The organism is Paenibacillus tundrae (assembly GCF_036884255.1).
Lineage (GTDB): Bacteria > Bacillota > Bacilli > Paenibacillales > Paenibacillaceae > Paenibacillus.
Map to the genome: position 1 here is coordinate 2,407,408 of NZ_CP145605.1, position 13,100 is coordinate 2,420,507.

General features: G+C 46.9%; 12 protein-coding genes. 10 read left to right on the forward strand and 2 right to left on the reverse strand.

Annotation, left to right across the window (positions count from 1 at the left end; all coding sequences use genetic code 11):
- Positions 1-134: 134 nt before the first annotated feature.
- A complete protein-coding gene (locus V6W81_RS10820) occupies positions 135-1,175 on the forward strand; it encodes a SepM family pheromone-processing serine protease (RefSeq protein WP_056700501.1) in 1,041 nt (346 codons plus the stop codon).
- Positions 1,176-2,241: 1,066 nt separating this feature from the next.
- On the opposite strand, the gene V6W81_RS10825 is transcribed toward V6W81_RS10820, so the two are convergent.
- Both V6W81_RS10825 and hmpA read right to left on the reverse strand, forming a co-directional pair.
- Positions 2,242-3,474 carry a nucleotidyltransferase gene (locus V6W81_RS10825; protein ID WP_338543120.1) on the reverse strand — a complete coding sequence of 411 codons (1,233 nt, stop codon included), beginning with the start codon at positions 3,472-3,474 and terminating at the stop codon, positions 2,242-2,244.
- A gap of 228 nt (positions 3,475-3,702) precedes the next feature.
- Complete coding sequence (hmpA, locus tag V6W81_RS10830) at positions 3,703-4,938, reverse strand: NO-inducible flavohemoprotein (protein WP_145046242.1); 1,236 nt, start codon at positions 4,936-4,938, stop codon at positions 3,703-3,705.
- Positions 4,939-5,617: 679 nt separating this feature from the next.
- On the opposite strand from hmpA, the gene V6W81_RS10835 reads away from it, so the two are divergent.
- From V6W81_RS10835 to fabF, 9 genes are all read left to right on the forward strand, one after another.
- On the forward strand, positions 5,618-6,124 hold the full coding sequence (locus V6W81_RS10835) for a YceD family protein (RefSeq protein ID WP_145046244.1): 507 nt from the start codon (positions 5,618-5,620) through the stop codon (positions 6,122-6,124).
- A gap of 65 nt (positions 6,125-6,189) precedes the next feature.
- Positions 6,190-6,363 (forward strand): 50S ribosomal protein L32, encoded by a 174-nt coding sequence (gene rpmF, locus V6W81_RS10840; protein ID WP_017689233.1) that lies wholly within the window; start codon positions 6,190-6,192, stop codon positions 6,361-6,363.
- Positions 6,364-6,800: 437 nt separating this feature from the next.
- On the forward strand, positions 6,801-7,394 hold the full coding sequence (gene fapR / locus V6W81_RS10845; protein ID WP_174715340.1) for a transcription factor FapR: 594 nt from the start codon (positions 6,801-6,803) through the stop codon (positions 7,392-7,394).
- Positions 7,391-8,386 carry a phosphate acyltransferase PlsX gene (gene plsX / locus V6W81_RS10850; RefSeq protein WP_128101370.1) on the forward strand — a complete coding sequence of 332 codons (996 nt, stop codon included), beginning with the start codon at positions 7,391-7,393 and terminating at the stop codon, positions 8,384-8,386. The genes fapR and plsX overlap by 4 nt, the downstream gene beginning before the upstream one ends.
- An 8-nt stretch (positions 8,387-8,394) precedes the next feature.
- On the forward strand, positions 8,395-9,384 hold the full coding sequence (locus V6W81_RS10855) for a beta-ketoacyl-ACP synthase III (RefSeq protein ID WP_145046248.1): 990 nt from the start codon (positions 8,395-8,397) through the stop codon (positions 9,382-9,384).
- A 27-nt stretch (positions 9,385-9,411) separates the two neighbouring features.
- The gene (fabD, locus tag V6W81_RS10860; protein WP_338543133.1) at positions 9,412-10,344 is read left to right on the forward strand and encodes an ACP S-malonyltransferase; all 933 of its coding nucleotides are present in this window, start codon (positions 9,412-9,414) and stop codon (positions 10,342-10,344) included.
- 193 nt (positions 10,345-10,537) lie between these two features.
- Complete coding sequence (gene fabG / locus V6W81_RS10865; protein WP_145046252.1) at positions 10,538-11,287, forward strand: 3-oxoacyl-[acyl-carrier-protein] reductase; 750 nt, start codon at positions 10,538-10,540, stop codon at positions 11,285-11,287.
- A 151-nt stretch (positions 11,288-11,438) separates the two neighbouring features.
- A complete protein-coding gene (gene acpP / locus V6W81_RS10870) occupies positions 11,439-11,672 on the forward strand; it encodes an acyl carrier protein (protein WP_024630176.1) in 234 nt (77 codons plus the stop codon).
- A gap of 178 nt (positions 11,673-11,850) precedes the next feature.
- Positions 11,851-13,089 carry a beta-ketoacyl-ACP synthase II gene (gene fabF, locus V6W81_RS10875; RefSeq protein WP_338543137.1) on the forward strand — a complete coding sequence of 413 codons (1,239 nt, stop codon included), beginning with the start codon at positions 11,851-11,853 and terminating at the stop codon, positions 13,087-13,089.
- Positions 13,090-13,100 lie beyond the last annotated feature (11 nt).

Below are 13,100 nucleotides of genomic sequence, written 5' to 3' on the forward strand. Positions count from 1 at the left end.
CCGTAGACGGTTCGGCCTTGACCGGATAAGCGGCTGCTCACAGCGGCCTATCCGGCCTGTACCATTGTATGCAAGTTGATGAGAGTGTTAGACTTATAAATATTTAAGAAACGTAAAGAACGGGGGCTCATGCGATGAATCGGATTCGGAAATCTGGAGGTTTCAAAGCGTCGATCTTTGTGATCGTGGTAGCTCTGATTCTCTATGTTGCAGTTTACATGCCAACGCCGTATATCATTTATCTGCCTGGCAGTGCGGATGAGATCAAACCGATGGTAACGGTCAAGGGTGGAGACAAGGAGGAAAAGGGCGTATTTATGATGACGACGGTGTCAGCTACATATGCCAACGTGTTCCTACTTGGAACGTCCTTGTTTAATCGAAATGCTCAAATTGATAAAAAAGAAGATCGCTTACGTGGCAAAAGTGAAGCGGAATACTCTGCAGAGCAAGTATGGTTCATGAGTGACTCCCAATCCTCTGCGATGGAAGCGGCATATGAGAAGGCCGGTATCCAATATTCCATCGTTCCTGAGCATATCTTCGTATTTGGCCTTTCACAGGATCCTAAACCGCAAGGGGACATTAAGCCTGGAGATACCATTTTGGGTGTGGATGGAACAGCAACACCTGATAATACGATATTATCGGCGCAATTAAAGGGAAGAAAACCAGGAGATACGGTTGAAATGCAATTAGAGCGCGGCGGGGAAACAATTAGCCGTGAAGTTCAACTTGTAGAAGTGACGGACAACAAAACGGGGGAAAAGCGTCCAGGCTTAGGGGTAATGATTGGTACGGTTCAAAAAGTGAAGCCGGAAGATCCCGATAAACAGATCACATTTACAAGTACGCAAGTAGGCGGACCGTCTGCAGGGTTAATGTTCACATTGGAGATCTATAACCAATTGACGTCTGGTGATCTGACCAAAGGTCATCGTATCGCAGGTACGGGCACCATTACGAAGGATGGTACGGTTGGTCCAATTGGGGGCGTGATCCACAAAATTGTGGCTGCAGATCGGAAGGACGCGGAGATCTTCTTCGTACCCAAAGATAACTATAAGGAAGCCGAAGCAAAAGCAAAACAGATTGATACAAAAATGAAACTGGTTCCTGTTAGCAACGTTGACGATGCACTGGCTTACCTAAAAACGTTATCTGTGAAATCTTAATTAAGCATAGAGGGTTGTTTACATGAGAGGCTATTGCATAGCCTCTTTTCGTATTATTCGTATTATCAGGTTAGCCAGTAATTAATGGTTGGCCTTTTTTTATAGTCGTTTTACGATGGTGGGAGCCGGGAGAACGTAGCTCTTTTAGGAGGATCAACCCCGTACAAAAGACTGTTCTCCCACGACCTCCAAAAGACCATGTTTTTTTGTGCCTTGATTGGGCGGAATATCGTACCAATGCTCAAGTTTGTAAGTAGATCTGATGGTACGAATGAGCATCTGGATGCGCCAAGAAAGGCAAGAGGTGCTGTAATTCAAACGGTGTGAATAGAAACTGATTAGGGTGTATTGGGGATGGGGATCATTGAAGAGAGCGGTGTCTGATGGGTTTAGTTCCAAGCAAGGGTATACACGTAGGCATTCAGGGGGACGTCAACAAGGGAAAGTGACACGATAGGGTACGGGCGGGGTGGGGCGTAATAGGCGGTGCTCGTGCTCTTAAATGAGTGTGATCTTTGAAGTCGCGACTCTAAATTATGTACTAGTTCTAACGAACTCAGTCAGCGTTATTCACGGAAAAATGGCATTCAGGAGATGCTAACGAATCGTAGACACGCTAATGTACCTTTTGGACGCGAAAATTAGGTTCATTCCGTGGTAATTTGCAATATAACGTTTCTCAGGTTCATTACCATTTCCATTCGTTGTGAAATGGCGGAATAAGGTCTCTCAGATTCGTTAACAGCGATGAGACAGTGTAGGGAGAGAGGCTCCGTTCATGCCCGTTCATGAATAGACTATGCCTGATCAAAAAAACCTTCAATTGAGCAGAATTCACCTGCTACAGTGGAAGGTTTTTTTTGGTTGTTGAGCACAATATGACTCTTTTTTTTGACCAAGGGTTTTCAGGCATGATTATCGTACCGTTAGTTCGTGTAACAACAAGGGTTTAACCAAAGCAAAACGATATTTAGGAACTGAATATCTCTGGTAAGCTCAATCAGTAGTACTTACATATCCTCAATGATAGAATATCCCGCAGTTTCAGTATGTTTATATTCCTAATTTAGTATCGTATCGGTGGATCATAATAATCGCTGTACATCGTTCTTGTATCCTTGTCAGTGTAAGCAAGGGCATATGCTGCCTGAGCCTGTATATCCAGTTCAAGCTGGCTATGATTGAAGGTAGCTGGCTTGATCACGACGGGCAGAGATGCAGAACGTTTCATTTGTTTGAGCAGGCTCTGACCTTTCGAGCTGAAGCCAAGGACTCGAAGGTAACCTGGCCCCTCAGCCAAGATGCTGGGGGATAACTCAGTCTTGGAGTGGTTTAACAGCACATGTGTTAACATCCGTTGCAGCTTGGTACGCGTATATCGCTTGGTCTTCAATGCATGAAGCAAGGCATCGACTGAAGGCTCTGCGAGCTGAGACAGGGTACGAATCAGCCGATGCTCTAGTCCTTCAGTGACCTCGGCGATGCTGGCTAGCTCGGAGGCACGGCGGGTCGCCGCGATGTGCAGCAGCGGATGGACAAAGCGCTCCCAATGCACGGGAGCGCGCCGGGTTTGCCATTCGCGCTGGAGAATGGCAAGGGTTGCCGCCGGCACGTACTGCGCGGCGGCTTCAGGCCCGTCCGCCATCAGCAGGCGGCGGACGGCTGTTGCACTGGCGATCGCCCCCGGCCCGGGCGTCGCCTCGTGATACGCGGCACCGGTACGCGCCGCGGTAAAGGGCTGGATCGCGCTGCCTAACCGTTCCAGCGCGATCAGGTAGTGCAGCCCAAGCGAATTGTTGGGCTGTTCCAGCAGTGCAGCGGCGTCGCGTGCATCGACGCCGCCAGGCGCCAGTGCCGCCGCCGCGCCTGCGTACGCGGCGGGGTAGCTGGCGCCCTCCCGCAGGCGGCGCGCGATATCCTCGCGCAGCCCTGCGGGCTCCACAGCCAGCACGCGCGCAATGCGCTGCAGGCTGTCCAGGTCCCCCGACTCGCTGCCGAAGCAGAGCGAGTTGACAACCCCGGTATGGTGCAGCAATGCCACCGCACCATACGCAAACCACTCCGCCGGTTGCACTGCATAGGCAACCGGCAGTTCAAGCACGAGATCGGCGCCAGCATGAAGCGCCATCTCGGTGCGTGCCCTTTTACCTACGATGGCGGGTTCGCCGCGTTGGAGGAAAGGGCCGCTCATCACAGCAACGACAGCATCCGCCCCGCTAAGCCGCCGAGCTTCGCTTAGATGGTAGACATGCCCGTTATGCAGCGGATTATATTCAACAATGACACCAACGGCCTTCATATGTATGTATGCTCCTTTTCCAGAAAATCTTTTCAACATGCGCCTGTAACGTTTGGCTCAATCACATAGAGGCATTTATCTTCTACCATAATAGGTCAGGTGGGTCTGATGTTCAAATTGCAGGAGTCATACGTACCCAAAAAGGCATCACTCTTGCATCGTAAGATGCTTAAGCATGCCTCTTGAAGGGTTAACCCGTCATTTTATTGTGAAAGCGCAAGTTATACGTTATACACCTTCTGGAGAAGGGGCAAGCTGTGCCTTTGGACCAAAGAATTCATAATGGATCTGGTCAGGCGATACGCCAATTTCATCTAGTGCCGCATAAACGCTCTGCATGAATGGGACAGACCCACACATGTAAAATGTTGCATCCAAGTGATCTACAATCTGACGAAGCCAGTCGGCATCCATGTAACCTTCCTTGTGATAACATGAGATATCGCGATCAGAGCTGCTCGGCTGGGTGTAACAATAGTACGCACGAACATTGTCGTTGTTCTCAGCGAGTTGGTTTACGTGTTCACGGAATGCATGGTTGGCGCTATCTACATTGGCATGTATAAATGTGATTGGACGTTTATCGTTCTTTTGCACAAGGGTATTCAGCATACTAATCATTGGCGTAATACCCACTCCGCCACTAAGGAGTACAATTGGGCGTGGTTCTTCTGCGTGAAGCGTAAAGTCACCGGCCGGAGCGGATAACTCAACAACAGAGCCTTCTGTAACGTGTTCATGAAGATATGTGGAGATTACCCCATCTGGACGATCCGTGGAACCCTGTTCTCTTTTGACGGAAATACGGTAATAAGGTTTATCAGGTGCATCAGAAAGGCTATACTGACGTATCTGGGTAAATGCATGACCCTCTGGATGAATTTTGATACTGATATATTGTCCCGGTTCATGACTGGAAATGGGCAGACCATCCTCTGGATACAAGTAGAAGGAGGTAATGATGTCGCTCTCTTGCACTCTCTTCGCCACTTTGAACGAACGGAAGCCTTCCCATCCACCCGTTTGCTGCTCTGCTGTAGCATACATATCCTGCTCGATTCCAATAAAGGCGTCTGCAATGACTTGGTAGGCTTCGCCCCATGCCGTTATAATTTCATCGGTTGCTGCGTCACCAAGCACGTCTTTAATCGCTTGAAGCAGATACGTGCCAACAATAGCATACTGCTCGGGAACAATGCCAAGGCTACGGTGTTTATGAGCGACTTGACGTACGGCAGGTAAGATGGAGGCAAGATTGTCAATATGCAGGGCGGCTGTATATACCATGTTTGCAAGGGCTGCCTGTTGACGTCCTTGTTTTTGGTTGGCATGGTTGAATATATTCAGCAGTTCTGGATGCGCAGTGAACATGGTTTTATAGAAATGGCGGGTAATGGCTTCACCGTGCACTTCGAGTACAGGTACTGTGGATTTGATGACCTTAATCGTGTTTTCACTTAACATGAAATTCCCTCCCGATATAAGATGAAAATATTAGAGTCTGTTAGCAAAAAAAAGTCTGTCATGTGGTCAGCTAAGCGGCTTCACTAGCGTCGTCGTAAGATTTAGTTGGAAGCGGAAGCGGAGGTGGTCAAAGGAGGTTTCCTTCATCTCCATTAGAAAACGTTCGTTCAATATCTAACGCAGTAGCACGATAATCCGTAGTCTTCATTTTGGCTTCGTTCCATTTCTTTCGTACCGATCGCTAGACTCGTTAAGTTAATAGTAGAATAAATTCGTCTTGGATGCTTAAGGTGTTTCGGTTTACAACAAGTATAGATACGGAGTATGGAGGGGCGTGTGACATAGATCACACTAAATATCAACGAATTGTGACCGATACTTCCTGCAATAGATGCTTGTAGTTAGAGCGAAGTAAGCCTATAATGTTTCAATGTGCGTATTTGGTTGGAGATCATCGATTTTTTAAAATAGGGTGTAAAGTTAAAAGTGTTGACAAACCTCTTGAAAAATCGGTATAATGATTTTTGTTTGTTAAGTCAATTTCATAATAGTTTTAATGATATAGCGTCAGAATACATACAGTCAGGCAATGAAGTAGTTATATCTCAGCTTGATCTGTATACATGTCGTAAAGCGTTTGACAACAATTATGAGATTGGTTTCGTTTGGAGTGATGGAAATGTTAATGCCATTTCGCAAAGTGGCAACCAGTGATCGTCCCGTACAGTTCAATGAACAGTGGGATATTAAGGAACTGGTTTCTAACCGACAAGATATCACAGCCGTTACCCCGCTGACTGCGGATTTATCTGCAGAACAGAGAGAGGGAAGCGTTGTGGATGTTCATGGCAAACTGACAGTAGGAGCGGACATGTTATGCTCCAGATGTCTTAAGCCGATTAATGAACATTTTCATATTGATTTTCATGAGCAATTCAAGCAGGGAAAACAACCAGAGGAATTGCACGAAGACGACGATATTTTCTATGTGGATGAAGATAGCGTTGATCTGAAGGCTTATGCCGAAGGGACTTTTCTGCTACATCTTCCGTTTGTACCACTCTGTAGCGATACATGCAAAGGGTTATGCCCTAAGTGTGGCCACGAGTTGAACGAAGGTGACTGCGGTTGTGATAACGAAGTTATTGACCCGCGGCTTGCAGGGCTCAAGGATTTTTTTAAATGAGCATGATTGAAAATCGAACGTAACAACTACCTGCAAAGGTTGATTTTGATAAGGAGGTGGGAATAATGGCAGTACCTCAACGGAGAACGTCCAAGACGCGTCGCGACAAACGTCGCACTCACTTTAAATTGGCTGTACCGGGCATGGTGAAATGTGAGCAATGTGGCGAACTGAAACTGAGTCACCACGTTTGCAAAGTGTGCGGAACGTACAAAGCAAGAGAGATCATCTCTCAATAATAGCTAGCTAATAAGTAGTACTTCATTTCGGTGGAGTGCTACTTTTTCTTTTTCAATTTCCTTTCTATTCTATATGGATGGAACTCAAACGCTTTGCTGCTTTACGCTATTTCTTTTCTCTGCGTTCTTGAGATGCTAGTTCAATCTATATAGATATTTTCCCGTATAGGCCGCGGGATTTCATATAATACGGGCGAGTGGAGCGAAGGTTGAGAAGTGCGGATTGTTTTTGGTGGATCAGTCTTTCTTTTTGACACGGGATGAGATATACTATAGTTTAGTACCAGGTTCTAAGATTTGACGTTACATAGATATGAGTTATAACTTGTACGAAGAAGTGCCCTGAATTTAGGGCGTAATTATAGATTAATAAGCATCAAGGATAGAACTGACCGGATGGGCGGTTCCGTAAACGATATAGCTGGGGGGTGTCAGGCATCGAACGTGTACCGAAAAGACAGAGGCAGCAACAGTTGACCAAAATGATCGAAGACAACCCGTTTGTAACGGATCAAGAGCTTACACGACAGTTAAAAGTGAGTATTCAGACGATCCGTCTCGACAGGCTGGAGCTTGGCATACCTGAGCTTCGGGAACGGATGAAACTAATGGCAGAGCGCTCATACGATCAGGTTCGCTCTTTGCCTCTGCATGAGATTATCGGTGATATTGTAGACTTGCAGTTGGATAAGAGTGGAATCTCCTTGTTTGAGATTAAGGAGGAGCATGTCTTTTCCAGAACGGGTATTGCTCGGGGTCACTATGTTTTTGCCCAGGCGAACTCCCTTGCTGTAGCGGTGATTAATGATGAGATCGCGTTGACCGCATCGGCAGACATTCGTTTTGTGCGTTCTGTTCATCTGGCTGAGAAATGTATTGCCAAGGCCTATGTCAGATCAATCTCAGGTCAAAAGGGAAAAGCCAAAGTTGAAGTGTTCACTTATGTGGGGGAAGAGATGGTGTTCCAAGGCAACTTTGTTATCTACCGTTCGGGTGGAGAAGACAGCGTAGAGGGAGGTCAACTGGTATGAAGATTGTCATTGATGCTATGGGAGGCGATAATGCCCCTGCGGCAACGGTCGAAGGGGCGATCGCAGCCGCCACAGAATGGACGGATACACAGATCGTTCTGGTTGGCGACGAAGCCCAAATTGAACCGCTTCTGAGTCAAGCTGCGGTTAAGCCTGCGAATCTGTCCATTCGTCATGCTTCTGAAGTTATCGGTTCGGATGATGAACCTGTGAGAGCTGTCCGCCGTAAAAAGGATGCTTCCATGGTCGTAGCCGGAAGGATGCTGAAGGAAGGTGAAGCAGATGCCATGATCTCTGCGGGCAATACCGGAGCACTCATGACAACCGGATTACTAGTTGTAGGTCGCATGGATGGCATCGAGCGTCCAGCACTCGCACCGATGATTCCAACGATTGATGATGTAGGTGTACTTGCATTGGATCTTGGCGCTAACATGGATGCGAAGCCAGAGCATCTTGCGCAGTATGGACTTATGGGTAGTTTGTATAGACAGAAGGTTCAAGGTGTTGACTCACCGCGAGTGGGTTTGTTGAATGTAGGTACAGAGCCTGGTAAAGGAAACGAACTCACGAAGCATGCCTACCCTTTGCTAGAGCAGTTGCCGATTCGCTTCGTAGGTAATGTTGAAGCTCGTGACGTACTGACAGGTGCATGTGATGTGCTTGTCTGCGACGGGTTTGCAGGAAATATATTGTTGAAATCGCTGGAAGGCACAGCAGGTGCCATTTTTACTCTGCTCAAAGAACAGTTCTCATCGTCACTCAAAAGCAAATTGGCTGCTGCTGTGCTTATGCCTGAGCTGAGAGGTCTGAAACGGAAACTGGATTATACCGAGCATGGCGGCGCGCCGCTTCTCGGTTTAAGCAGACTAGTTGTTAAGAGTCATGGGTCGGCCGATGGGAATGCGATCAAAAATGCAGTGCGTCAAGCAAGGATCGCAGTACAGAATCAGCTAGTGGAGAGCATATCTAAGGAAATTAGCGGGAAGTGAGTGACGACATGAATAATTTGCGCCCGGTTGGGGTTATTGGTACGGGGAAATATGTGCCTGAGAAAATTTTGACAAACAGCGATCTTGAAAAAATGGTAGATACAAATGACGAGTGGATCGTCAGTCGAACAGGGATCAAAGAGCGTCACATCGCTGCACCGGATCAAGCCACTTCAGATCTGGCATATGAAGCTGCGATCAAAGCATTGGAATCTGCGGGCATGACAGGCAGCGATTTGGATCTAATCATCGTTGCAACGATTACACCAGATTCTGCGTTCCCTTCTACTGCTTGTATTCTTCAAGATAAATTAGGCGCTAAAGGTGCGGCTGCGTTCGACCTGTCTGCTGCTTGCTCTGGTTTTGTATATGGACTTGCGACAGCAACAAGCTTTATCAAAAGTGGTCTTTACAATAATGCACTTGTTATTGGTGCAGACTGTCTGTCCCGGATTACGGATTACACGGATCGGAATACCTGTGTACTGTTCGGAGATGGCGCAGGCGCAGTAATCGTTGGAGAAGTACCTGAAGGCCGTGGATTCAAATCATTTGATCTAGGTGCTGAAGGTGCGGGCGGCAGCTTGCTTCAACTGGAAGGTGGAGGTTCACGCCTACCGGCTTCTGCAGAGACCATTGAGAACAAAAAGCATTACATCTACATGAATGGTCGGGAAGTATTTAAATTTGCGGTACGTGTTATGGGAACGGCTACGCTAGAAGTGCTGAACAAAGCAGGTCTGGATCGCTCAGACGTAGATTTGTTTGTTCCACATCAAGCTAATATTCGTATCATTCAATCCGCGATGCAACGACTGGATCTTCCAGAAGAAAAAGTAGTTGTGAACGTAGATAAATATGCTAACACATCAGCGGCCTCTATCCCTCTTGCTTTGGTTGAAGCTGCTGAAGAAGGACGCATGAAAGCTGGAGATACCGTACTGATGGTTGGATTCGGCGGCGGACTGACATGGGGAGCATCTGTACTCGTTTGGTAAATTAGATAGCTTGGAGAGATGAATCTGATGAGTAAAATAGCATTTGTATTTCCCGGTCAGGGATCACAGGCGGTAGGTATGGCAAAGGAAGCGTATGAGACGGTTCCAGCGTCAAAAGAAATTTTTGAAGTAGCTGATCAAACGCTTGGCTTTTCGCTGAGCAACCTGATATTTGAAGGACCGGAGACCGAGTTGAAACAGACATCAAATACACAACCGGCTCTGTTGACAGCAAGTATTGCTTGGCTTGAGGCATTTAAAGAAAAAGGGATTCAAGCGGATTACATGGCTGGACATAGCTTGGGAGAATACAGCGCACTAGTGGCGGCAGGCGTATTGTCGTTTGCTGATGCGGTAAGTATTGTCCGAGCACGTGGTCAGTATATGGAGCAGGCTGTGCCTGGTGGACAGGGAGCGATGGCTGCAGTATTGGGTGCGGATCGGGAAGCGCTGGGGGTGCTTTGCCGTGACGTATCTGAAAGTGGACATGTCGTAGAACTGGCGAACATGAACTGCCCAGGTCAAATTGTTATTTCAGGTGTTAAAGAAGGCGTTGCTGCAGTAGCGGAACGTGTGAAAGAAGCGGGCGGCAAACGTGCAATTGCACTGGAAGTCAGTGGACCGTTCCACTCTTCCTTGATGAAGGATGCGGCAGAGAAACTAGCAGATAAACTTAAAACTGTTTCTTTCGCACCAGCTAACGTTCCTGTTGTGGCTAATGTGACTGCACAGCCGGTAGAAGATGGACAAGTTCAACAATTGTTGACAGAACAGGTCTATTCTCCCGTATTATGGGAAGACAGTGTGACATGGCTTATTGAGCAAGGTGTAGACACGTTTATCGAGATTGGTTCGGGAAGTGTACTAACGGGTTTAATTAAAAAGACAGATAAAACCGTGAAATTATACAACGTAAACAGTCTTGAAACGCTTGAAGCAACGGTTGCTGCCTTGCAATAAAAAAAACGTGAAGAAGCGAAGCGTTCGCCTGAAAGCTTTTCTTAAAGAAAGCTACATCGAAAGCATACGCTATCATCCGATTTTCCCTTTGGAAAAGGGGATCAAAAAAATCTAGGGATAACAGCGATCGGAACGTTGTTCTGTCATCAGAGTGGTAAGTGGTAACTCTATATTTGGGAGAGGAGGAACGATTATGTCTAAACCGTTAGAAGGAAAAAATGCATTGGTTACAGGCGCATCCCGTGGAATTGGACGCAGTATCGCGCTTGCTCTGGCGGAAGCGGGTGCCAACGTTGCCGTGAACTATGCAGGCAGCCAAGCGGCTGCTGAGGAGGTAGCGGAAGCGATCCGTGCCAAAGGGGTCAAAGCAATTACCGTTCAGGCTAATGTGGGTCAGATGGACGAGGCTGAACAAATGGTCAAAGCCACGCTTGAAGAGTGGGGTAATGTCGATATTCTTGTTAACAACGCTGGAATTACTCGTGATAACCTGATTATGCGTATGAAAGAAGAAGAGTTTGATCAGGTTATTGAGACGAATCTAAAAGGTGTATTTAACTGCCTGAAGGCAGTTACGCGCCCGATGATGAAGCAGCGGTCAGGAAGAATTATTAATATTTCCTCTGTTGTAGGTGTACTTGGTAATGCAGGTCAAGCTAACTATGTTGCTGCTAAGGCAGGCGTCATTGGTTTGACGAAAGCATCTGCTCGTGAACTCGCTTCACGAGGCATCACAGTGAACTGTGTTGCACCAGGTTTCATTGAAACAGATATGACGAAAGAACTGTCCCAGGAATTGGTTGATGGCATGCTAAGTGGTATTCCATTGTCCCGTCTGGGTCAGCCGGATGAAATTGCTGGCGTCGTAACATTCTTGGCATCAGAAGCTTCATCTTATATGACAGGTCAGACACTTCATGTCGATGGCGGCATGTACATGTAATTCTTTCCTGACGTGAATAATAGTCGGGGAACAGGCGCTGGACGATCCGAAATGCCGGAAAAAGGCCGGATTCCCCGGCCGGGAGCCGCATATGTCTTCTATGGCATTTTGCCTGCGATTCTCGTATAATACCAAGGAGGAGGTGAACCGGATGTCCGATGTATTGGAGCGTGTAAAACGCATCGTCGTCGACCGCTTGGGCGCAGACGAAGCTGAAGTTACACTTGAAGCATCTTTCAAAGAAGATTTGGGTGCTGATTCTTTGGATGTAGTGGAATTGGTCATGGAATTGGAAGATGAATTCGATTTGGAAATCTCTGATGAAGATGCAGAAAAAATCACGACCGTAGGTGAAGTTGTAAACTACATACAATCTCATACCTAAAGTCAATTCAGTCCCGCACCTGTTTTCGAACAGGCGGGACTTCTCATCATTCATTGGTTTTTCTCATTCCGCAGGTAGCGTAGGTTAAGTCAGGAATTCTTCTTGATTTCTTACGTGTCTCCTGCGGATTTTTCACAAAAATACTTGCGTAAAGCAGTCGATATAGAGGTGAGTCGGTTTGAAACAAAGAGTAGTAATTACCGGAATGGGCGTAATGACATCGCTCGGAAAAGATTTAGAGACGTTCTGGGGAAGTTTAATGGCAGGTAAGTCCGGAATCTCTCAGATTGAGGCATTTGATGTAAGTGAATATACTACTCAAATTGCTGCCGAAATCAAGGATTTCAACCCGGAAGAATATATGGATCGTAAGGACGCACGCAAAATGGATCGTTTTGTTCAGTTTGCTGTAGCTGCCGGCTTCAAAGCTGTGGAAGACAGCGGATTAAAAATTGACGAGAACATTGATGCAGAGCGTTTTGGTGTATCGATCGGATCGGGTATCGGTGGATTGGGTACTTGGGAAGATCAGCATAACGCATTGCTGCAAAAAGGCCCTAAACGTGTTAGCCCGTTCTTCATCCCAATGATGATTTCGAATATGGCTTCTGGTCAAATGTCGATCTCTCTTGGTGCAAAAGGACCGAACATTAACGTAGTAACTGCTTGTGCTACAGGAACACACTCCATTGGAGATTCCTTCAAGTTGATTGCTAACGGTGATGCAGATGCAATGATCTGTGGAGGAGCTGAAGCAACGATCCGTCCAACTGGACTTGCTGGTTTCTGTGCAATGCGTGCGATGTCTACACGTAATGATGATCCAGCTCATTCTAGCCGTCCGTTTGATACGGGACGTGATGGATTCGTTATGGGTGAAGGTGCTGGTATTCTGATTTTGGAATCACTGGAACACGCTCAAAAACGTGGTGCACGTATCTATGGTGAAGTCATTGGTTACGGATTGACTGGGGATGCACATCACATGACAGAACCAGATCCAGATGGAGCAGCTCGTTGTATGAAGATGGCGCTTCGCAATGCAGGTATTGAACCTGAAGAAGTGGACTATATCAATGCTCACGGAACATCCACACCTGTAGGTGACCGCTCAGAGACGCTGGCAATCAAGAAAGCGTTTGGAGATCATGCGTACAGGCTGGCTGTGAGTTCCACTAAATCGATGACGGGTCACATGCTTGGTGCTGCTGGTGGGGTTGAAGCGGTAATCTGTGGATTGTCTCTGACACATCAGACACTTGCTCCAACGATCAATCTGGAGAACCAAGATCCAGAATGTGATCTTGACTATGTACCAAATGTTCCGCGTCAAACGAAAGTTAATATTGCAATGTCCAATTCATTTGGATTCGGCGGTCACAATGCCACCATTATTCTCAAAAAATTTGAAGCATAAGGGGCTAGTTC